Genomic DNA, 21,424 nt, shown 5'->3' with positions numbered 1-21,424 from the left:
CGCTCCAGGCCGCGTCTTCCGGTCCAGCTCGGTCTGGGACACCCGCGTCGTCGCGCTCGCGCGTTGCTGGTCGCGTTCGCGATGATCTTCACCGTGTTCGCCGCTCAGTTGCTGCGGGTTCAGGGTCTCGACGCAGCCTCGGTGTCGCAGCAGGCTTTCTCCGAACGCGCCAATCGGGTGACGATTCCCGCCATGCGCGGCGAGGTGGTGGATGCCGACGGCATCACGCTGGCCAGGTCTGTCGAACGACGCAACATCACCGCCGACCCGTTGGCCGCTTCGACCTGGGTCAAGCGTGACCGGCAGCCTGACGGCAGCGTGAAGAAGACGAAGATGGGACTCAAGGGCGCCGCGGAGGCGATCGCGGCGATCGTCGGTGCCGATCCCGCAGCCCTCAGCTCCTCCTTGCAGCGTGCCGAGACGCAGAATCGGCGTTTCCTGTACCTGGTCAAGGACGTCTCGCCGCAGCAGTGGACGCAGGTCAGCGATCTGCGCATCCCCGGCATCTTCAGCGAACGAACGGTCAAGCGCGAGTACCCGCAGGGCACATCGGTCGCGCCGCTCATCGGGTGGGTGGGAGCCGACGGCAGCCCCGGCGGTGGCATCGAGGCGATGCAGAACCGCCGACTCAACGGCAAGCCGGGCACGCATGTGTACGAACGCGCGGCCGACGGCACCGTGATCGCGACCGCCGACAATTCCGACACGCCTGCCGTCGACGGCAAGCCGGTGCAACTCACGATCAACAACGACTTGCAGTGGACGGCGCAGAACCTCATCGCCGCACAGGTGAAGAGCACCAAGTCGCTGTCGGGTGAGGCTGTCGTGACCGACGTCAAGGGCAACATCGTCGCGGCCGCCAGTTATCCCAGCTTCGACAACAACCAGATCGCCTCGGCCAAGGGTTCACTGCTGTCGCGCCCCTTCGCCGACGCCTACGAGCCGGGTTCGACCAGCAAGGTGATCACGATGGCTGCTGCGCTCGAAGAAGGCAAGGTGACCCCGCAGTCGGTGTTCACCGTGCCCTACCAGTTGGAGCGTGCCGACCAGAAGTTCAAGGACTCCCATCCGCACCCCACAGAGAAGTACACGACGGCAGGGATCCTTGCCGACTCCTCCAACACCGGCACGATCCAGGTCGGGGAGAAGTTGTCGCCGCAGGTGCTGCGGGGCTACATGAACAAGTTCGGTCTCGGCGTTCCGACCGGAGTCCGATTCCCCGGAGAGAGTTCCGGGTATGTTCCGCCGGTCGACAAGTTGAAGGGTCCCACGCGGTACACCGTGATGTTCGGTCAGGGCGTCAGCGGTAACTCCATGCAGCAGGTCTCGGTGTTCCAGACGATCGCGAACGGCGGCGTCCGCGAGCCGCTCAAGCTGGTGAAGGGTGTCGGCGACGGATCCGGTGGCTACACCGCTGCGCAGGACGACCGGGTCGCTGTTCAGGTCGTGTCGCCGAAGGTCGCCGGTGAAGTCAGCCGGATGCTGCAGTCCGTCGTCGGCGAGGGGGGCACCGCACCGAAGGCGGCGGTTCCGGGGTACAACGTCGCGGGCAAGACCGGTACCGCGGAGCGGTACGACGAGAAGACCCGCCGCTACGCCGGTTACACGGCCTCGTTCATCGGGTTCGCGCCGGCGGAGAAGCCGCAGTACATCGTGTCGGTGACCCTGCAGCGTCCGCAGGCGGTGAGCATCTACGGCGGTGAGATCGCCGCCCCGGTGTTCTCCCAGTTGATGCAGGCCGCGCTGCGTCACGGTCACGTTCCACCCAGCAGTAGCAAGCCGACCCTGTACGACCTGAAGTACGTCCCACCGAAGAGCGAGAAGCAATGATCACAATGACCCTGCGCCAGATCGCCGACGCGGTCGGCGGACGGTTGGAGCCGGCAGACGCAGGCGATGTCCGGGTCGATGGCGCGGTGATCTCCGACTCACGTCTGGCCGAACCGGGAAGCCTGTACGTCGCACGGGTCGGTGAGTTCGCCGATGGCCACGACTTCGCTTCTGCGGCAGCCGAATCGGGCGCGGTCGCGACACTGGGCAGTCGGGCGGTCGAGGGCATGCCGACGGTCGTCGTCGACGACGTGCAGACCGCGTTCGGCGTCCTCGCACGAGCCGTCGTCGACCGTGCCGATGACCTGCGGATCGTCGGCATCACCGGCAGCTCGGGCAAGACGTCCACCAAGGACCTTCTCGGTCAAGTGCTGTCACCGCTGGCGGAGTCGGTGGTCCCCGAGGGTTCGTTCAACTCCGAGATGGGGGTGCCGCTCACCGTGTGCCGCGTCAGCACGGGTACCCGCTACCTCGTCGCGGAGATGGGCGCCGACGGTGTGGGGCACATCGCCTACCTCACCCGGATCGCACCGCCGCAGGTCGGCATCGTGCTCAATGTCGGACGCGCCCACGTGGGGGAGTTCGGATCGGTGGAGGCGATCGCGCAGACCAAGGGTGAGCTCGTCGAGGCGCTCCCTGCAGACGGTCTGGCCGTCCTGAACGCCGACGACCCGCGCGTCGCGGCGATGAAGAGCCGCAGCATGGCCCCGGTCCTGCTGGTCGGTACTGGTGAGGACGCCGACCTGCGTGCCGTCGACATCGAACTCGACGACAAGTCGCGTGCCTCGTACACACTCGTCGGCGACGGTGAGCCGCGTCGAATCCGGTTGGGACTGTTCGGGGTTCACCACGTCGGCAACTCACTCGCGGTCTACGCGGCCGCCCGCCATCTGGGTGTGGACGCCGACCACATCGTGTCCGTGTTCGAGAACGCCGCCGCGGTCAGCCGCTGGCGGATGGAAGTGCATGAACTCGGCAACGGCGTCACGATCGTCAACGACGCCTACAACGCCAATCCCGACTCGATGGCTGCGGCCCTGCGCGCGCTGGCCACGATGACGGCCTGCGGTCGCAAGGTCGCGGTGCTGGGTCAAATGCTCGAACTCGGCGAATCATCGGCCGAAGAACACGCCGGCGTGGGACGCAAGGCGGCCGAGTTCGGCGTCGACCTGCTGATCACCGTCGGTGCCGGCGCGGACGCGATCGGCAGCGCCGCGCAGGCCGCAGGGGTGGAGTGCAAACACGTCGACGACGTCGACGCCGCGTTCCGGTTGCTCACCGGTACGTTGAAGCCGGGCGACATCGCCCTGCTGAAATCAAGCCGTGACTCCGGACTGCGCTACCTTGGCGATCGGCTCGTGGACACGGACGGAAAGGGTGCCAGGGCGTGAAGGCCATCTTGATCGGTGCGTTGATCGCACTCGCCACCGGCCTGGTCGGCACTCCGGCGTTCATCAAGTTCCTCGTCCGTAAGGGCTACGGACAGTTCATCCGTGACGACGGCCCCACGACGCACCACACCAAGCGCGGCACGCCCACGATGGGTGGCGCCGTCATCATCGTCGGTTGTGTGCTCGGGTACTTCCTGGCGCATCTGGTGTTGTGGACGGCGCCGTCCGTCTCCGGACTGCTGGTGATCTACCTGATCGTCGGCCTCGGCGCGGTCGGGTTCGCCGATGACTGGATCAAGATAAGCAACCAGCGTTCACTCGGGTTGCGGGCCTGGCAGAAGCTGGTCGCGCAGACCTTCGTCGGCGTCTCCTTCGCGCTGTTGGCCCTCAACTTCCCCGACACCGGCGGACGTACTCCGGCCAGTTACAAGGTGTCCTTCGTGCGCGACACCTGGTTCGACCTGGCGTTCGCCGGCACCGGCGTCGGCATGGTGCTGTTCGTGCTCTGGGCGAACCTCATCATCGCGGGCACCTCCAACGGCACCAACCTGACCGACGGTCTCGACGGACTGCTCACCGGCGCAAGCGTCATGGTGTTCGCCGCCTACGTGCTCATCTCGATCTGGCAGTTCAACCAGAACTGCGAAACGATCGGCAGCAACAAGTGTTACGACGTCCGCGACCCGCACGACCTCGCCCTGGTGGCGGCCTGCGTGATGGGTGCCTGCTTCGGATTCCTGTGGTGGAACGCCACCCCCGCGAAGATCTTCATGGGCGACACCGGCTCGCTCGCGCTCGGCGGGGCGCTGGCCGGTCTGGCGATCATGACCCGCACCGAACTGCTCGTCGTGATTCTCGCCGGGCTGTTCGTGCTGGAGACCCTGTCGGTGATCATCCAGGTCGGGTCGTTCAAGTCTCGCGGCAAACGCGTGTTCCGGATGGCGCCGTTGCATCACCACTTCGAGATGGTCGGGTGGAACGAGGTCACGGTCGTGATCCGGTTCTGGATCATCGCCGGGCTCTGCGTGGCACTCGGACTCGGACTGTTCTACGCCGAATGGGTTGCCGGATGACCGCCGACCAGCTCTGGCCGGTCGACCCTTCGTACGAACCCCGCGGGGGCGAGCGTGACCTCACGCATCGCGACGCCGATTGGTCCGGCCTTGACATCGTCGTGATGGGCCTCGGCCTGTCGGGTTACGCCGCCGCCGATGCGCTGCTGGAACGCGGTGCGAAGGTCACGGTCCTGTCGACCGACGAGTCCGGGACCGTGCAGGAGCGCGCCAAGATCCTGGAGATCCTCGGTGCCGAGATCCGCTGGGGAAACGAGCATCAGCAACAGGTACCGGCAGGCACCGACCTGATCGTCACCTCGCCCGGCGTCCGACCGGATCACCCGTTCATGCGGTCCGCCGCAGCGGGCGGCGTCCCCGTCTGGGGGGAGGTCGAACTCGCCTGGCGGATGCGACCGCGACAGGGTGCGGCGCCATGGCTGACGATCACCGGTACCAACGGCAAGACCACCGCGGTGACCATGCTCGAACAGATCCTGCGCTCCGCCGGTCTACGGGCCACCGCGGCCGGCAATGTCGGGCTGCCGATCCTCGAAGCAGTTCTGCACCCGCAACCCTACGAGGTGCTCGCCGTCGAACTGTCGACCTTCCAGTTGCATTGGTCGCGCAGCATCTCCCCGTATGCATCCTGTCTGCTCAATGTCGCTCCCGACCACATCGACTGGCACGGGTCCTTCGAGGAGTACCGCAGGCAGAAAGGCCGCATCTTCGACCGCACCCAGGTCGCGTGCGTCTACAACGTCGACGACCCCACCACCGAGAAGCTCGTGGAGGACGCCGATGTCGTGGAGGGTTGCCGCGCCGTCGGATTCACCCTCAAGACGCCGCACCCCTCGATGCTGGGGGTCGTGGACGATGTGCTCGCTGACCGCGCGTTCGTCGAGGACCGAGCCCACCAGGCCGCCGAACTGTGTCAGCGCAAGGACCTCGGACGCGAGGGCAACCCGCCGGCGCCGCACTATGTCTCGGACGCTCTCGCCGCAGCCGCCCTGGCGCGTGCGTATGGCGTTCGACCGCTGGCGGTGCGTGACGGACTACGCGCCTATCAGCCGCAGCCACACCGGATGGCGAACGTCCTGACCCGTGGTGACGTGCGCTTCGTCGACGACTCCAAGGCCACCAACCCGCCTGCCGCCGAGGCCGCGATGCGTGCCTTCGATTCGATCGTGTGGGTCGCCGGTGGTCAGCTCAAGGGAGCCGATGTCGATGCCCTTGTGGCCGACAACGCCTCTCGGCTGCGCGCTGCCGTGCTCATCGGCGCCGACCGGGAACTGATCGCGCAGGCAATCAGGCGACACGCACCGGATGTTCCGGTGGTCGTGCTCGATCGCACCGAGACTGAGGTCATGGACGAAGCTGTGCGCCGTGCTGCCGACCTGGCACACCCGGGCGACGTCGTCCTGCTCTCGCCGGCTGCGGCGTCGCTCGACATGTTCGCCTCGTACGGTGCCCGCGGCGAAGCCTTCGCCGCCGCTGCACGCACGCTGGCGAACACCGACTGAGCGATGACCGCTCACTCACCGGCTGGCACCGGGCGCGTCGACCTGCGTGCCACGCTGCAGCGGATGGAGTCGCCGACGGCCCCGTACTACCTGCTGCTCGGCGCGACCAGCGGACTGACCGTGCTCGGTCTGATCATGGTGCTGTCCGCCTCGAGCGTCACCTCCTATCAACAGTCCGGCTCCTCGTTCACCGTCTTCAAGAGCCAGGCGATGTTCGCGGTGATCGGTGTGATCGGCGCCGTGGTGGCGGCGCGGATGCCGATGAAGGTCTGGCGGCACCTGGGCTGGCCGACCTTCCTGCTCGCCATGGCGCTGCAACTCCTGGTGTTCAGCCCGTTGGGTGTCAGCGTCATGGGCAATACCAACTGGATCGAGGTCGCCGGTTTCCGGATGCAGCCGTCGGAGTTCGGCAAGATCTCTCTGGTGCTGTTGGCCGCAGGCGTACTGACGATGAAGCGCAAGCGGCTGGCGGAGTTCAAGCACGTGGTGATCCCGTTGATCTTCCCGTGCGGCCTGGGCTTCATGGCACTGGTGATGGGTGGTCACGACCTCGGCACGACCTTGGTGCTGGCGGCGATCCTCGGTTCGGTGCTCTTCGTCGCCGGAATCAAACTGCGGATCTTCGGCATCAGCCTCGCCGTCGCCGCTGCGACGGCCACCGTGTTGGTGTGGACCTCCGGCAACCGTATGGGCCGGATCAGCACCTGGCTCGGCGGCTGCTCCGAGGGTGCCCTCCAGGACGGCTGCTGGCAGCCGGTGCACGGCAAGTACGCCCTCGCCGACGGTGGCTGGTGGGGAGTTGGCCTGGGTGCCAGCCGAGAGAAGTGGGGTTGGATGGCCGAGGCCCACAACGACTTCATCTTCGCCATCCTCGGCGAGGAACTCGGCCTGCCCGGCACGTTGACCGTGCTGTGCCTCTACCTGGCCATCGGTTACGCCTGCTACCGCCTGATCTCAACCAGCAAAGACTTCTTCGTCCGCTTGGCGACCACCGGCGTGATGGCGTGGATCCTGGTGCAGGCAACGATCAACATGGCCTCCGTGCTGGGACTGCTGCCGGTCATCGGTGTGCCGTTGCCGCTGGTTTCATCCGGTGGCTCCCAGTTGGTCACCAGTCTGTTCGCGCTCGGCATGGTCATGTCGTTCGCTCGCAACGAACCCGAATGCAAGGCGGCACTCGCCCAACGTCCGAAGCTGGTAGGCCGCACCCGGGCGATCCTGCCCACCGGTCGACGCGGAAGATGATCCCATGACGATCGAACGAGTAGTCCTGGCCGGCGGTGGAACCGCCGGCCATGTGTCGCCCCTGCTGGCCACCGCGGACGCGCTGCGTGCCCGCCACCCACAGGTCGAGATTTCAGTGCTCGGCAGCGAAGGTGGGCTGGAAGAAGACCTCGTGCCCGCGCGCGGCTACGACCTGACCCTCATCCCGAAGGTCGCGTTCCCTCGTCGTCCGAACGGTGCTGCCGTCCGTTTCCCGGGTAGCTTCCACAAGGCCGTCAAGCGCACCCGCAATCTGCTCGACGAACGCGACGCCCAGGTGGTCATCGGTTTCGGCGGACACGTCAGCACGCCGGCCTATCTTGCTGCCCGCGGACGCAGGACGCCCTTCGTCATCCATGAGCAGAACGCCCGTCCGGGCTTGGCCAACAAGCTCGGTGCCCGGATGACGCCGTACGTCGCCACCACCTTCTCCAGCACGCCGTTGCCCGGCGCCGAGGTCATCGGACTGCCGCTGCGACGGGAGATCACCGAACTCGATCGCTCGGCACTGCGAGGTCAGGCTCGTGAGACGTTCGGGCTGGACGCCGAACGGCCGACACTGTTGGTCACCGGCGGATCGCTGGGTGCCCTCTCGTTGAACGAAGCCGTGTGGGGTGCGCGCGACGCGCTCGCCGAAGCCGGCGTCCAGGTTCTTCACCTCACGGGACGTGGCAAAGGCTTCGACGCCGCGGAGGCGAAGGCGCCGTACACCGTGCTCGAATATGCCGACCGGATGGACCTGTGTTACGCAGCCGCCGACCTGGTCGTCACCAGGTCCGGTGCGGGAATGGTCTGCGAGACGAGCGCGGTGGGACTGCCGTCGGTGTACGTCCCGTTGCCGATCGGCAACGGTGAGCAGAAGCTGAATGCCGCCGACACCGTCGCCGCCGGGGGAGCGCTGCTCATCGACAACGACGATTTCACCCGCTCGTGGGTCGAGAGCGAACTGGTCGGACTCGTCACGGACGCCGATCGGCTCTCGATCATGAGTGCGGCCATGCGGGAACAGCAGCACGCCGGCGCCGCGGACGCGTTGGTCGACCTCGCCGAGCGTTCGATCGCCGAGTCGGTGGAGGAGAACAGGTGAGCAACGGCGTCAACGAGCGATTCGACTTCAACGCGCCGCTCCCGGCACTCGAGAAGGTTCACCGCGTACATTTCATCGCCGTCGGCGGCTCGGGCATGTCCGGAGTCGCGCGGCTGATGCGTGCTCGCGGGTTGGAGGTCAGCGGCTCGGACAATGCCGAGGTGCCGGTGCTGGACAAACTCGCGGCCGAAGGAATCGGGATCACCATCGGCTACGAGGCCGCCACGGCTGCTGCGTTGCCCGACGGAACGCTGGTCGTGGTGTCGTCCGCGATCAAGGAGGACAACCCCGAACTGTCCGAGGTCCGTCGACGCGGCCTGCCGGTGTTGCACCGTTCGCAGGGTCTGGCGTTGGTGCTCGAGACTCGGTCCGCGTTGGCCGTCGCAGGGGCGAACGGCAAGACCAGCACGTCCGGTATCGCCACGGCAGCGCTGCGCGACCTCGGGCGTGACCCGTCGTTCGCGATCGGTGCCGAGGTTCTCGGTGTCGGAGCGAATTCAGGAGTCGGAGCAGGGCAGGAGTTCGTCGTCGAGGCCGATGAGAGCGACGGATCGTTCGTCGTCTACCACCCGCGCGTCGCGATCATCACCAGCGTCAAGGACGACCACCTCGACTTCTACGGCACCACTGAGCGGCTGGTCGAGGCGTACCGCGCCTTCGCCCTCACCACGGATCCGGACGGCCTCATCGTGTGCTGTGCAGACGATCCGGGCAGCGCGGATCTTGCTCGCTGGGCCCGGGACCACGGACGAACGGTGCTCACCTACGGCACGCAGGAGGGCGCGGACGTCCGGATCGAGAAGCTCGCGGAGCAGGGTTGGTCGGCCGGCTGCCTTCTGTGGGATACAGCGGGAAACGCGCATAACCTTCAACTCAACGTTCCGGGTTGTCACAACCTGGAGAACGCCGCCGGCGTGGTCGCTGCGTTGGTGTACGGGTTCGGTGTCGACCCGGTTGATGCGGTCGCTTCGGTGGCGGCGTTCCGGGGCACGTCGCGCCGGTGCGAACTCAAGGGTGAGGTCGGCGGCATCCGCGTCGTCGACGACTACGCCCACAACCAGGGAAAGCTCGCGGCGGCCGTGCGCACCGGTCGGCATCTGCGTGGCGACGGCCGGCTGATCGTCGTCTTCCAGCCGCACCTGTACAGCCGTACTCGCGACCAGGCGATCGGTATGGCCGAGGCGCTCGACGGTGCTGACGTCGTGCTGCTGATGAACATCTACGGGGCTCGCGAGCAGCCGGTCGAGGGTGTGACGAGTGATCTGATCGCCCAGGCCATGCGTCGTCCCTGTACCCGGACGCACTCGGCTCAGGAGACGGTCGACCTCGTCGTCACCACGGCGCGTCCGGGCGACCTCGTCCTCACGGTGGGTGCCGGCGACGTCACCGCCCTCGGACCGCAGATCCTGGAGCGCCTGGCCGAGTCAACGTCAAGTCGAACTTGACAGTCGCGGCGGGCCAGGAGAACGCGTAACATGCGGCGCAAGTACCTTGGGTTACCCGTGGCATGACGTCGCCCATCGACTGAAGACCATAGATCTCGACAGGAAGGCCAACGTTCGTGGCATCTCCGCAGAATTACCTCGCAGTCATCAAGGTCGTCGGCATCGGCGGCGGCGGGGTGAACGCCGTGAACCGGATGATCGAACAGGGGCTCAAGGGCGTCGAGTTCATCGCGATCAACACCGACGCGCAGGCATTGCTCATGTGCGACGCCGACGTGAAGCTCGAGGTCGGTCGTGAGCTGACCCGTGGGCTCGGCGCGGGCGCCGACCCCGAGGTCGGTCGCAAGGCCGCCGAGGACCACCAGGAAGAGATCGAAGAGGTCCTCAAGGGTGCCGACATGGTCTTCGTGACCGCAGGCGAAGGTGGTGGCACCGGTACCGGTGGTGCACCGGTCGTCGCGAAGATCGCCAAGAACCTCGGCGCGCTCACCATCGGTGTGGTCACCCGCCCGTTCACCTTCGAAGGACGCCGCCGAGCGGGTCAGGCCGATCTCGGCATCAACGCGCTGCGTGACGAGGTCGACACCCTCATCGTCATCCCGAACGACCGACTGCTGTCGATCAGCGACCGCAACGTATCGATGCTCGACGCCTTCCGCAGCGCCGACCAGGTGTTGCTGTCCGGTGTCCAGGGCATCACCGACCTGATCACGACCCCGGGTCTGATCAACCTCGACTTCGCCGACGTGAAGTCGGTCATGCAGGGCGCGGGCTCCGCGCTCATGGGAATCGGTTCGGCCCGCGGCGAGGACCGTGCGGTCCAGGCCGCCGAGTTCGCGATCTCCAGCCCGCTGCTCGAAGCCAGCATCGACGGCGCGCAGGGCGTGCTGCTGTCGGTCCAGGGTGGTAGCGACCTGGGTCTGTTCGAGATCAACGAGGCGGCACGCCTGGTGCAGGAAGCCGCTCACCCGGAGGCCAACATCATCTTCGGTGCGGTCATCGACGACGCCCTCGGCGACGAGGTGCGCGTCACCGTCATCGCGGCCGGCTTCGACGGTGGTGCTCCTCAGAAGCGCACCGACGACCGTGCGCTCGGTCAGATCCAGGGTTCGCCGCAGCGGCAGGCTCCGGGACAGGTGAGCCAGCAGGGCGGGCAGCAGAACGCGCAGCAGTCGGGCCAGCAGTCGGGCCAGCAGTCGGGCCAGCAGGGTGGTCAGCGGGTGCAGTCGCCGGCCGAGGCGGCCGGCGCGATCCCGGCGGGCCAGCAGTCCGGCGGCGCGCAGCAGGGCGGGCAGCGTCCCCAGCTCGGCCAGGGTGGCCAGCAGGGTCAGCAGGGCGGAGCCAACTCGGGCCAGCAGCGTGACGGTCAGCAGTCGGGTCAGCAGTCGGGTCAGCAGGGTGGAGGGCAGGGCCCGGATGGTCAGGGTCGCCAGCAGCCCGGTCACGTCCAGCAGTCCTCTACCTCGCGCCCGCCGCGTGAGGTGACGTTCGACGACGGTGACGACGACCTGGACGTTCCCGACTTCCTGAAGTGATCACCGCCATTGTTCTGGTGGCGTGAACGACGCGAGGTCGGCGACTGGTTCGTCGACCTCGCGTTCACTGATGTCGCCGGCGGCGTGAGCACCGGCGGATGGAGTTCGCTGAACCTCGCAGGACACGTCGGTGACGACGCGGACGCCGTGGCGACCAATCGCGCTCGAGTGGCCGACGCCCTCGAGCTACCGGCGTCCGCCCTGAACTTCATGGCGCAGGTTCACGGCGCGGATGTTGCGGTGCTGCCGTGCGACCCCGCGCCGAGCGCAGACGCCCAGATCGGGGCCGACTTCGACCAAGCGCTCGTCGTGCTCGTGGCCGACTGCACCCCGGTGTTGCTGTACGCCACCGATCGCCCGCTTGTCGCGGCGGTGCACGCCGGGCGGCCGGGCATGGTTGCGGGAGTCGTCCCGAACACCGTGCAGAAGATGCGTTCGCTCGGCGCCGCCGACCTGCGCGCCGTCGTCGGACCGTCGGTGTGCGGGCGTTGCTACGAAGTGCCGGACGAGATGAGAAGCGTTGCAGCGCAGCAGTTCCCGGCGAGTCATGCGGTGAGTTGGTCGGGCACCGCCGCGATCGATGTCGCCGGCGGCGTGGTCTCGCAGTTGCACGATCTGGGGGTGCCCCTCGACTGGGTGCCAGGGTGCACCCGTGAGGAGCAGAATCTGTTCTCCCACCGCCGTGACCACGGAGCCGGCCGCTTTGCCGGCGTGGTCGCGCTGCGCAGGAACGCCGCATGAGCCGCTCGGCGGAACTCCGCGACAACCTGACGACGGTGCAGCGGCGCATCGCCGGTGCCGCACGGTCGGTCGGTCGCGACCCGGGCGAGGTGGACCTCGTCGTCATCACCAAGTACTTCCCGGTCGACGACGTCCGTCGATTGATCGATCTGGGCGTTCAGCACATCGGTGAGAACAAGGATCAGGAGGCCTCGCAGAAGCTGGCCGACCTGCCGGCTGCGGAACGTGAAGGCGTGCGCGTCCATTTCGTCGGGCAGTTGCAGTCGAACAAGGCCGGCCACGTGTCGGCGTATGCCGACGTCGTCCAGTCGGTCGACCGCGCGAAGATCGTGAACGCGCTGGCCAAGGGCGCAGCCCGCCACGAACGCGATGTGGACGTCATGTTGCAGGTCGACCTCGATGGCACCGACCCCGGACGCGGGGGAGTCCTGGCCGACGATCTGCTCGATCTGGCGCAGTCGGTCGCCGATGCCGACCGCCTGACCCTGCGTGGGGTCATGGCCGTCGCGCCCCGCGGCGGCGACGCCGGAGATGCATTTGCCCGGCTCGCTGAACTCGCCGGCGCGGTGCAGGCGGTGCACCCGGGGGCAGACTGCATCTCCGCGGGTATGAGCGGTGACCTCGAAGCCGCGATCGAGCACGGCGCGACACACGTCCGGGTCGGCAGCGCGATTCTCGGGCCACGCCCGAGCCTCTGACCTGCCCGGCCGGGGCCTGCGCCGGGCGCATGCGAAGTCGTGTCCGCGTGTCGCAGTAGGTAATCCACGGCATCGGTGCGCCGCGCCGGTAGCGTCAGCCGCGACCACACCGGACGACCCAGCGGCTCACCGCTTCAAGGAGCATCTGATGGCAGGCGCACTGCGCAAGACCATGGCGTACCTCGGACTCGCCGAGGAAGACCGTCGCTACAAGGACGAATACGACGAGTACGGCCCCGAATACCACGACGGCTACGACGACTACTCCGACTCGGGTTTCGACGTCGAGCACGAGCCCGAGGTCGAGACGCAGCCTGCTGCGGTCACTCCTTTGCGTAAGAACATCGCTGCGGTCGCGGCGCACCCCAAGGCAGGCGACATGAGCCGTATCAACGCGATCCACCCGCGCACCTACAACGAGGCGAAGGAGATCGGCGAAAGCTTCCGTAACGGAATCCCGGTCATCATGAACCTCTCCGACATGGACGACACCGACGCCAAGCGCTTGGTCGACTTCGCCGCCGGTCTGGTCTTCGGTCTGCACGGCACCATCGAGCGCGTGACGGCGAAGGTCTTCCTGCTGTCGCCGTCGGGCGTCGAGGTGGCCACCACGGGCAGCGACGCCAAGGCCTCGCGCGGTCTGTTCAACCAGAGCTGAGATGATGACGCGGCGGGCCTTGTCCGGGGCTCGCCGCAATCGTCTGGAGTGGTAAGTGGAACAGCTGAGATCCGTACTCGCGACGATCCTGTACCTGTATTTCATCGTCCTGCTGGCTCGGCTGGTGTTCGACTGGATCCAGGTCTTCGCCCGTGAGTGGCGTCCCAAGGGTCCGGTGCTGGTGGTCGCCGAGGGCGTCTACACCCTGACCGACCCGCCGCTCAAGGCGTTGCGCAAGGTCATTCCGCCGCTGCGTCTGGGGCAGGTGCGGCTCGACCTCGCGTTCCTGGTCCTCATGCTGAGTGTGAGTTTGCTGCTCGGTGTCATAAGCTGACCGGCGACGTAATTTCGATCGTCGGTTCGTCGTGCCGTCCCGCGTGCGCACGTATCGACCTGATGGGCCCCAAGAGGTGACCACATGGCGTTGACGCCTGAGGACGTAGTCAAGAAGGAATTCACCAAGCCGAAGGGCTTCGGTAAGAGCGGCTATGACGAGATTCAGGTGGACGACTTCCTCGACGAGATCGTCGTCGAGTTGCGCCGGCTGAACGCCGAGAACGAAGACCTCGCAGCCCAATTGGCCGACTGCCGTCGTTCCTCCGGTCGCCCGGCGAATCTCGGTAAGAGCGATTCCGCGACGTCGGTCCCGGCCGCGTCCACCGATGCGCCGACGCAGGCGACTCCGGTCGTCACCCCGGCCTCATCCGCTCCTTCGCAGGACTCGCAGGCAGCGGCGGCGAAGGTCGCCGGCGCCGAGCGTGAGCTCAAGGATGTCGAGGGCCGTCTGAAGACCGCTCGGGAACAGCTCGCCGAGGCGCAGCGCGACACCCAGGCCGAGCAGAAGAAGCTGCAGGAGTTGCGGGCACAGGTCACGCAGGCCGAGCAGGAGCTGAAGGACGCCAAGGACCGCGCCGCTCAGGCGCCTGCCGCCGCTGCCGCACCGCAGCAGCCCGACGGTGGCGCTCACGGTTTCGCCGGTGGCGCAGCGGGTGGAGCCGCCGGCGTCATCGCGCTGGCGCAGAAGCTGCACGACGAGCACGTGCGCGAGGGCGAGACCACGCGCGACAAGCTCATCAGCGACGCCAAGAACCACCACGACAAGGTGGTCGGCGAGGCCAACGCCAAGCGCGATGACCTGATCAAGACCGGTCAGCGCAAGTACGACGAGTTCATCTCCACCGGTCAGGCCAAGCACGACGAACTGGTCTCCGCGGGTCAGGCCAAGCACGACGACCTGATCAAGACCGGCCAGGCACGCCATGACGAACTGATCAACACCGGTCAGACCCGTCACGACGACCTGATCAAGACCGCGACCGACGAGCGCACTTCAGTGCTGACCGATCTCGGTTCACAGCGCGACGGTCTGAACGCGAAGATTGAATCGCTGCGTGGGTTCGAGAGCGACTACCGCAGCAAGCTGCGCGGCTACATCGAGGGTCAGCTCGACCAGCTCAAGACCGTCGGCCTCGACGACGTCAAGGGCGACAAACAGGGCTGATTGGTCCTCCGTCCGTCGACGGGCAGCCACTCCGCGTCGGAGTGGCTGCCTGTTGCGTTCAGTACCAGCCGGATTCCCGCAATGTTCTGGCGTTTCGGCCCCAAACCTGCGAGTGATTCGCATATTCTCGGGCAATCCGTCGGTGTGGCGGATGTCTCGGTCGCCGGTGGGTGACCCACTCACGAAAGGCCGGCATGGCGGCGTCAGACAAGCAGCAGGGTTCACGCGTCGGGTCGCTCCTTCGCAGTGCGGGCGGAGTCGTCGGGCGCGCGGCGGGGGTCGGTCGCGGTCGTGCGGCCTCGAACGGCACCGAGGAAGCACCGACCAAGAAGGCTGTCCCCGCGGCGAAGAAGACCACTGCCAAGAAGTCGGCCGCGAAGACGGCTCCGGCAAAGAGTGCTGCCAAGAATTCGGCTCCTGCCAAGAAGGCGACCACGGCACAGACCACCGCGAAGAAGACGACGGCGGCCGGGTCCGCCGCGTCGGCAGCGAAAAGCACGACCAAGGCTGCACCGGCGAAAGCAGCTGCGAAGAGCACCGCCAAGAAGACCGCTGCGAAGACGACCACCGCCAAGAAGACCACCGCCAAGAAGACCACTGTGAAGAAGGCACCCGCAAAGACCTCGGCGAGCGCGGCCAAGAAGGCGACGAAGAGCGCCCCGGCGAAGGCTGCAGCACACAAGGCGTCGTCCACGACGGCGGCAACCACCGAGGCAGCTGCCAAGACGACGCCCGCCAAGAAGGCGACGGCGAAGGCCGCGACCACCGAGAAGGCTGCGCCGACGAAGGCCACCGCGGCCAAGAGCGCGCCGACGAAGAAGGCCGCGTCCAAGGCTCCGGTCAAGACCGCCATCGAGGCACAGGCCGCGCCGGTGCCGGTGCCCCCGGCGAAGAAGAGCTCCGCGAAGGCGGCTGCCGATCTCGTCGTCCGCGAGGACGAATCGCCGTGGACCGCAGACGAGATCGCCGACGTGCGCAAGGAACTCACCGACGAGATCAACCACTTCGAGCACGAGCTGAAGTCGATCGAAGCCGACATCGCCGGTCTCCTCGACGACGGCAATGTAGGGGCGGGTGACGACCAGGCCGACGTCGGCAGCAAAGCCCTCGAGCGGGAGTACGAGTACTCGCTCGCCCAGACCAACCGTGCGTCGATGGAGCAGGCGGCGCGCGCGCTGGCCCGCACCGATGACGGCACCTACGGTCAGTGCGAAAGCTGCGGCAAGCCGATCGGCAAGCTTCGGCTGCAGGCCTTCCCGCGTGCGACACTGTGCCTGCAATGCAAACAGAAGCAGGAACGCCGCTGAGTCCATCCGTCCGTAGATCCCGCGTGACCCGTCGAGGGTCCGTCGGCCTGCTCGCAGTGGTCGCTGCGACCGGGTTCGCCCTCGACCAGGGCACCAAGGAGTGGGCCCTGGCGGCCCTCGAACCCGGGCAGCCACGAGAGTTGATCGGGACGCTGGTGCAGCTGCGGCTGACGTTCAACCCGGGCGCGGCGTTCTCCATCGGCACGAACGCGACCTGGGTGTTGACGATCATCGCGTGCGTCGTCATCGCGTTCACCATCTACTCGGCACGCAAGCTGCGCAGTCGGGTCTGGGCGCTCGGTCTGGGTCTGCTGATCGGCGGGGCGCTCGGCAACCTGACCGACCGTTTCTTCCGTGAGCCCGGCTTCGGCAAAGGGCATGTCGTCGACTTCCTCGAACTGCCGAACTGGCCGATCTTCAATGTCGCCGACATCTGCGTCGTCACCGCCGCCTGTCTGATCGCGTTGCTGTCGATCCGCGGCATCGGTCTCGACGGCACCAAAGTGACCGAGGATGCGCCGGCCCACAGCAGGCAGGTGTCCGACGATGAGTGAACTCAAAGCGCTGTCGATTCCCGAAGGTCTCGAAGGCGAACGCGTCGACGCCGCAATGGCTCGGATGCTCGGTCTTTCCCGGACCCGTGCGGTCGAACTGGTCACCTCAGGTGCGGTGACCCTCGACCATCGTCCGGTCGCCAAGTCCGACCGTGTGAGTGCCGGTCAGTGGCTCGAAGTCGACATCCCCGCGCAGGTCGACCGCACCCCACAGGTCAAGCCCCAGAAGATCGACAACCTGCGCATCATCCACGACGACAGCGAGATCGTCGTCGTCGACAAACCCGCGGGGGTCGCGGCCCATCCGAGTGTCGGTTGGGACGGTCCGGACGTCGTGAGCGGACTGGCCGGGGCCGGTTACCGCATCTCCACCTCGGGTGCTCCGGAGCGGCAGGGCATCGTCCAGCGCCTCGACGTCGGCACGTCCGGTCTGATGGTCGTCGCCAAGTCGGAGCGGGCCTACACGGTGCTCAAGCAGGCGTTCCGTGACCGGACCGTCGACAAGACGTATCACGCTCTCGTGCAAGGACTTCCGGACCCTGTCGTCGGCACGATCGAGGCTCCGATCGGTCGCCACCCCAATCACGACTACAAGTTCGCGGTGATGCAGTCGGGTCGCGAGAGCGTGACCCACTATGAACTGCTCGAGGCCTTCCGATCGATGTCGCTGCTCGAAATCCACCTGGAGACCGGCCGCACCCATCAGATCCGGGTGCACTTCTCCGCGCTGCACCACCCCTGCGTCGGCGATCCGCTCTACGGGTCCGACCCCACCGTGGCCAAGAAGCTCGGCCTCGACCGCCAGTGGTTGCACGCGGTGAAGCTCGGCTTCGAGCACCCGGGTTCAGGGGAGTGGGTGACTTTCGAGAGTCCGTACCCTGCGGACCTGCAGCACGCGCTCGAGGTTGCTCGTGGCTGACCTCGGACGCCGAGCGTCACGTGCGACCGCATCCAACGAACGCCTGTCGTAAAAGATTTCACGACTGCTCTGCGTCGTGGCACTCATCTCTGCCGTCCTCGTCGGTGGCTTCGGGGTCATGCAGTTCGCCCTCGGACAACCGGTTTCGGACCTGCTGACCCTCGCCGGCTCGCTACTGGTCGGGTGCTTGTTCCTGTCATTCGTCGCCGTCGTTCACCGCGCCATTGCTGAGCACATCGAAGAGGACCGCTCCTGACCGGGGGACATAACACAGGCCTCATTCGTCCCACCGTGCGCGCTGAGGAGGCGGCTGTCGCAGGTCGGACTTAGACTCGTCGCGATGTCCAGCCAGAGCCACACCCGCAGCGATTTCGTCCACCTCCACGTGCACACCGAGTACTCGATGCTCGACGGTGCTGCGCAGGTGAAACCGCTGCTGGCGGAGGTCGATCGCCTCGGCATGCCGGCCGTCGCCATGAGCGATCACGGCAACATGTTCGGCGCCTACGACTTCCAGGGCGCGGCCAAGGATTTCCCCGACGTGAAGCCGATCATCGGCATCGAGGCGTATGTCGCGCCGTCCGACCGGCGCAACCGCAAGCAGGAGTTCTGGGCCACCAGCGGTCAGCGCGACAACAACGTCGACGGCGAGGGTGGCAAGGACATCTCCGGTGGCGGTCGTTACCTGCACATGACGATGTGGGCCAAGAACGCGACGGGTCTGCGCAACCTGTTCGCGCTGAGCTCGCTGGCCAGCTTCGAGGGTTTCTACGGCAAGCCGCGCATGGACAACGAGATCATGGCGGCGCGCTCCGAGGGCATCATCGCCACCACCGGCTGCCCCTCCGGCGCGGTTCAGACCCGGCTTCGCTTGGGGCAGTTCGAGGAGGCCTGTGCGGCGGCGGCCGAACTGCAGGACATCTTCGGCAAGGAGAACTTCTACCTCGAGCTGATGGACCACGGCGTCGACATCGAGCGCCAGGTCCGCGAGAACCTGTTGCGGGTCGCCAAGCGTCTCGACCTGCCGCTGCTGGCCACCAACGACTCCCACTACGTCACCGAAGACCAGGCCGACAGCCACGACGACCTGCTGTGTGTCGGCGTCGGCCGCAACAAGGATGACCCCAGCCGGTTCAAGTTCAACGGGTCGGGTTACTACATCAAGTCGGCCGACGAAATGCGTGAACTGTTCCGGGAGCTGCCGCAGGCGTGCGACAACACGTTGCGCATCGCCGAACAGATCGAGAGTTACGAAGACGTCTTCAAGCACATCGACCGGATGCCGCAGTTCCCCGACGTCCCCGCCGAGCAGACCCAGTCGCAGTACCTGCGCGAACAGATCAAGATCGGCGTCACCGAGCGGTACGGCGACCAGGTGCCCGACGGCGTCTGGGAGCGCATCGAGACCGAGATGTCGGTCATCGAGCCGATGGGCTTCAGCTCCTACTTCCTCGTGGTCGCCGACATCTGCAAGTACGCGCGGGACAACGGCATCCCGCTCGGCCCGGGTCGTGGTTCTGCCGCCGGTTCGCTGGTCGCCTACCTGACCCGCATCATCGAGCTCGACCCGCTCGAACACGGCCTGCTGTTCGAGCGATTCCTCAACCCCGAGCGCATCAGCCCACCCGACGTCGACCTCGACTTCGACGACCGCCAGCGCGACAAGATGGTTCGCTACGTCACCGAGAAGTACGGCGCCGCCTACACAGCGCAGGTCAACACCTTCTCCACCATCAAGGCCAAGGCCGCCATCAAGGACGCGAACCGAATCCTCGGTTTCCCGTTCAGCCTCGGCGACCAGATCTCCAAGGCGATGCCGCCCGACGTCCAGGGCAAGGGCGTTCCGCTGGCCTCGACCTACGACAAGGACCACCCGCGCTACAACGAGGGCGTCGACTTCCGATCGATGATCGAGGCCCAGCCGGAGGTGAAGAAGATCTTCGAGACCGCGCGCGGCCTCGAGGGCAAGATCCGTGGCACCGGTGTGCACGCGGCCGCCGTCATCCTGTCGTCCGAGCCGTTGCTCGACCTGATCCCGATGCATCGCCGCGACAAGGACGGCACGATCATCACCGGGTTCTCCTACCCTCAGTGCGAGGACATGGGCCTGGTCAAGATGGACTTCCTGGGGCTGCGCAACCTCGGCATCATCGACCAGGCGCTGAAGAACATCGAGGCCAACCGTGGCGAGCAGATCAGCACCGAGACGATCCCGCTGGACGACCCGAAGACCTACGAGTTGCTCGGTCGTGGTGACACGCTCGGTGTGTTCCAGCTCGACGGCGGCGGGATGCGGACGCTGCTGCGTCAGATGGCGCCGACCGGGTTCGAGGACATCACCGCTGTGCTCGCGCTGTACCGGCCGGGACCGATGGCAGCGAACGCGCACACCGATTACGCCGACCGCAAGAACGGTCGCAAGCCGATCGCCGCGATCCACCCCGAGCTGAAGGACGCGCTCGACCCGATCCTGGGTGAGACCTACCACCTGCTCATCTACCAGGAGCAGATCATGGCGATCGCCCGGGAGCTGGCCGGGTACACCCTCGGTGGTGCAGACCTGTTGCGTCGTGCCATGGGTAAGAAGAAGCCCGAGGTGCTGGCGAAGGAGTGGGACAACTTCTCCGCCGGAATGACCGCCAACGGCTACTCCAAGGAAGCCACCCAGGCGTTGTGGGACGTCATGCTCCCGTTCGCGGGCTACGCCTTCAACAAGTCGCACGCCGCCGGGTACGCACTCGTGTCCTGCTGGACCGCCTACCTGAAGGCGAACTACCCGGCCGAGTACGCCGCGGCGCTGCTGACGTCCGTCGAGGACTCCAAGGACAAGATGGCGATCTACCTCGCCGACACGCGCAAGCTCGGCATCAAGGTGTTGCCGCCCGATGTCAACGAGTCGATCGACGACTTCACCGCTGTCGGCGAGGACATCCGTTTCGGTCTGGCCGCTGTACGCAATGTCGGCGGCAACGTCGTCGACGGCATCGTGCAGGCGCGGCAGGAGAAGGGACGCTTCACCTCCTTCGAGGACTTCCTGCGCAAGGTGCCGGCGGTGGTGTGCAACAAACGCACCATCGAATCCCTCATCAAGGCAGGGGCTTTCGACGACCTGCAGCACAAGCGCCAAGGTCTGGTGCACGTGCACGAGACGTATGTCGACTCGCTGGTGGAGGAGAAGCGCAACGAGGCCCACGGCCAGGACAGCCTGTTCGGCGGCTTCGGGGACGACGACGCGGTCACCTTCGCGGCGCTGCCGCCGATCCCCGACATCGAGTGGGACAAGCAGACACTGCTGGCGTTCGAGCGCGACATGCTCGGCCTCTACGTGTCCGACCACCCGCTCTTCGGAATCGAACACGTGCTCGCCCAGCACGCCGACACCCCGATCTCGCGGCTGCTCGGCGAAGACCCGCCCAAGGATCGTTCCCAGGTGACGATCGCCGGACTCGTCACCAGCCTCACCCTGAAGCGCAACAAGAAGGGTGAGTTGTGGGCCATCGCCGAGGTCGAGGACCTCGAGGGTTCGGTCGAGGTGTTGTTCTTCGCCAAGACGTACATGACGGTCTCGACCATGCTCAACACCGACACCGTGTGTGTGATCCGGGCGCAGGTGATGTCGCGCGACGACTCGATCAGTCTCAACGCCCAGGAGATGACCATCCCCGAACTCAAGGGCGACCTGCGCGGGCCCATCGTGCTGACCATGCCGCTCGCCCGGGCCAACAACGGTCTGGCGCTGAAGCTCAAGGGCGTGCTGGCCGAACACCCGGGCGGCACCGAGGTGCACATCCGCCTCGTCCAGCCCGGACGTCAGGTCACGGTGAAACTCGACGAGAAGCTGAAGGTCGCGGCGTCGCCCGCACTCTTCGGCGATCTGAAGGCGCTGCTCGGCCCGACCTGCCTGACAGCCTGAGACAGCA

The 21,424-nt window shown here is 66.6% G+C and carries 18 protein-coding genes; all 18 read left to right on the top strand.

Features of this window, described 5'->3' with window-relative positions; all coding sequences use genetic code 11:
- The first annotated feature begins 63 nt into the window (after nucleotides 1–63).
- The 18 genes from EU513_RS01540 (at nucleotide 64) to dnaE (ending at nucleotide 21,417) form a co-directional block, all read left to right on the top strand.
- A complete protein-coding gene (locus EU513_RS01540; RefSeq protein ID WP_240795871.1) occupies nucleotides 64–1,830 on the top strand; it encodes a penicillin-binding protein 2 in 1,767 nt (588 codons plus the stop codon).
- The gene (gene murF, locus EU513_RS01535; RefSeq protein WP_129624076.1) at nucleotides 1,827–3,221 is read left to right on the top strand and encodes a UDP-N-acetylmuramoyl-tripeptide--D-alanyl-D-alanine ligase; all 1,395 of its coding nucleotides are present in this window, start codon (nucleotides 1,827–1,829) and stop codon (nucleotides 3,219–3,221) included. The genes EU513_RS01540 and murF overlap by 4 nt, the downstream gene beginning before the upstream one ends.
- On the top strand, nucleotides 3,218–4,294 hold the full coding sequence (gene mraY, locus EU513_RS01530) for a phospho-N-acetylmuramoyl-pentapeptide-transferase (protein WP_129624075.1): 1,077 nt from the start codon (nucleotides 3,218–3,220) through the stop codon (nucleotides 4,292–4,294). The genes murF and mraY overlap by 4 nt, the downstream gene beginning before the upstream one ends.
- Entirely contained in the window at nucleotides 4,291–5,796 is a 1,506-nt protein-coding gene (gene murD / locus EU513_RS01525) for a UDP-N-acetylmuramoyl-L-alanine--D-glutamate ligase (protein ID WP_129624074.1), read from the top strand. The genes mraY and murD overlap by 4 nt, the downstream gene beginning before the upstream one ends.
- A gap of 3 nt (nucleotides 5,797–5,799) precedes the next feature.
- Nucleotides 5,800–7,041 (top strand): putative lipid II flippase FtsW, encoded by a 1,242-nt coding sequence (gene ftsW, locus EU513_RS01520; protein WP_129624073.1) that lies wholly within the window; start codon nucleotides 5,800–5,802, stop codon nucleotides 7,039–7,041.
- 4 nt (nucleotides 7,042–7,045) lie between these two features.
- Complete coding sequence (gene murG / locus EU513_RS01515; protein WP_129624072.1) at nucleotides 7,046–8,146, top strand: undecaprenyldiphospho-muramoylpentapeptide beta-N-acetylglucosaminyltransferase; 1,101 nt, start codon at nucleotides 7,046–7,048, stop codon at nucleotides 8,144–8,146.
- Nucleotides 8,143–9,591, top strand: coding sequence for a UDP-N-acetylmuramate--L-alanine ligase (gene murC / locus EU513_RS01510; RefSeq protein ID WP_129624071.1), 1,449 nt, complete (start codon nucleotides 8,143–8,145; stop codon nucleotides 9,589–9,591). Before murG ends, murC begins: the two co-directional genes overlap by 4 nt.
- Nucleotides 9,592–9,707: 116 nt before the next feature.
- Nucleotides 9,708–11,126 carry a cell division protein FtsZ gene (ftsZ, locus tag EU513_RS01505; protein ID WP_129624070.1) on the top strand — a complete coding sequence of 473 codons (1,419 nt, stop codon included), beginning with the start codon at nucleotides 9,708–9,710 and terminating at the stop codon, nucleotides 11,124–11,126.
- Between the two features lie 9 nt (nucleotides 11,127–11,135).
- A complete protein-coding gene (gene pgeF, locus EU513_RS01500; RefSeq protein WP_129624069.1) occupies nucleotides 11,136–11,867 on the top strand; it encodes a peptidoglycan editing factor PgeF in 732 nt (243 codons plus the stop codon).
- Nucleotides 11,864–12,565, top strand: coding sequence for a YggS family pyridoxal phosphate-dependent enzyme (locus EU513_RS01495; protein ID WP_129624068.1), 702 nt, complete (start codon nucleotides 11,864–11,866; stop codon nucleotides 12,563–12,565). The genes pgeF and EU513_RS01495 overlap by 4 nt, the downstream gene beginning before the upstream one ends.
- Before the next feature lie 148 nt (nucleotides 12,566–12,713).
- Entirely contained in the window at nucleotides 12,714–13,223 is a 510-nt protein-coding gene (locus EU513_RS01490; protein ID WP_129624067.1) for a cell division protein SepF, read from the top strand.
- 55 nt (nucleotides 13,224–13,278) lie between these two features.
- The gene (locus EU513_RS01485) at nucleotides 13,279–13,557 is read left to right on the top strand and encodes a YggT family protein (protein ID WP_129624066.1); all 279 of its coding nucleotides are present in this window, start codon (nucleotides 13,279–13,281) and stop codon (nucleotides 13,555–13,557) included.
- Between the two features lie 84 nt (nucleotides 13,558–13,641).
- Entirely contained in the window at nucleotides 13,642–14,724 is a 1,083-nt protein-coding gene (locus EU513_RS01480; RefSeq protein WP_129624065.1) for a DivIVA domain-containing protein, read from the top strand.
- Between the two features lie 170 nt (nucleotides 14,725–14,894).
- Nucleotides 14,895–16,031, top strand: a complete 1,137-nt coding sequence (locus tag EU513_RS01475; protein ID WP_240795870.1) for a TraR/DksA C4-type zinc finger protein — start codon at nucleotides 14,895–14,897, stop codon at nucleotides 16,029–16,031.
- Nucleotides 16,032–16,054: 23 nt separating this feature from the next.
- A complete protein-coding gene (lspA, locus tag EU513_RS01470; RefSeq protein WP_240795869.1) occupies nucleotides 16,055–16,585 on the top strand; it encodes a signal peptidase II in 531 nt (176 codons plus the stop codon).
- The gene (locus EU513_RS01465) at nucleotides 16,578–17,504 is read left to right on the top strand and encodes an RluA family pseudouridine synthase (protein ID WP_205744622.1); all 927 of its coding nucleotides are present in this window, start codon (nucleotides 16,578–16,580) and stop codon (nucleotides 17,502–17,504) included. The genes lspA and EU513_RS01465 overlap by 8 nt, the downstream gene beginning before the upstream one ends.
- 76 nt (nucleotides 17,505–17,580) lie before the next feature.
- Entirely contained in the window at nucleotides 17,581–17,760 is a 180-nt protein-coding gene (locus EU513_RS01460; protein WP_129624062.1) for a hypothetical protein, read from the top strand.
- A gap of 84 nt (nucleotides 17,761–17,844) precedes the next feature.
- The gene (gene dnaE, locus EU513_RS01455) at nucleotides 17,845–21,417 is read left to right on the top strand and encodes a DNA polymerase III subunit alpha (protein ID WP_129624061.1); all 3,573 of its coding nucleotides are present in this window, start codon (nucleotides 17,845–17,847) and stop codon (nucleotides 21,415–21,417) included.
- Nucleotides 21,418–21,424: the final 7 nt, after the last annotated feature.

This window comes from Yimella sp. RIT 621 (assembly GCF_004146205.1).
In the GTDB taxonomy this organism is placed as follows: domain Bacteria; phylum Actinomycetota; class Actinomycetes; order Actinomycetales; family Dermatophilaceae; genus Yimella; species Yimella lutea.
Note: the sequence above shows the minus strand (reverse complement) of the source record. Positions and strands in the feature narration are given on the sequence as shown.

What these genes read in the sequence shown, in the direction of transcription:
- murF (WP_129624076.1), top strand. Translation starts at nt 1,827, where the DNA reads ATGATCACAATGACCCTGCGCCAGATCGCCGACGCGGTCGGCGGACGG.
- murD (WP_129624074.1), top strand. Translation starts at nt 4,291, where the DNA reads ATGACCGCCGACCAGCTCTGGCCGGTCGACCCTTCGTACGAACCCCGC.
- ftsW (WP_129624073.1), top strand. Translation starts at nt 5,800, where the DNA reads ATGACCGCTCACTCACCGGCTGGCACCGGGCGCGTCGACCTGCGTGCC.
- murG (WP_129624072.1), top strand. Translation starts at nt 7,046, where the DNA reads ATGACGATCGAACGAGTAGTCCTGGCCGGCGGTGGAACCGCCGGCCAT.
- EU513_RS01495 (WP_129624068.1), top strand. Translation starts at nt 11,864, where the DNA reads ATGAGCCGCTCGGCGGAACTCCGCGACAACCTGACGACGGTGCAGCGG.
- EU513_RS01490 (WP_129624067.1), top strand. Translation starts at nt 12,714, where the DNA reads ATGGCAGGCGCACTGCGCAAGACCATGGCGTACCTCGGACTCGCCGAG.
- EU513_RS01480 (WP_129624065.1), top strand. Translation starts at nt 13,642, where the DNA reads ATGGCGTTGACGCCTGAGGACGTAGTCAAGAAGGAATTCACCAAGCCG.
- EU513_RS01465 (WP_205744622.1), top strand. Translation starts at nt 16,578, where the DNA reads ATGAGTGAACTCAAAGCGCTGTCGATTCCCGAAGGTCTCGAAGGCGAA.
- dnaE (WP_129624061.1), top strand. Translation starts at nt 17,845, where the DNA reads ATGTCCAGCCAGAGCCACACCCGCAGCGATTTCGTCCACCTCCACGTG.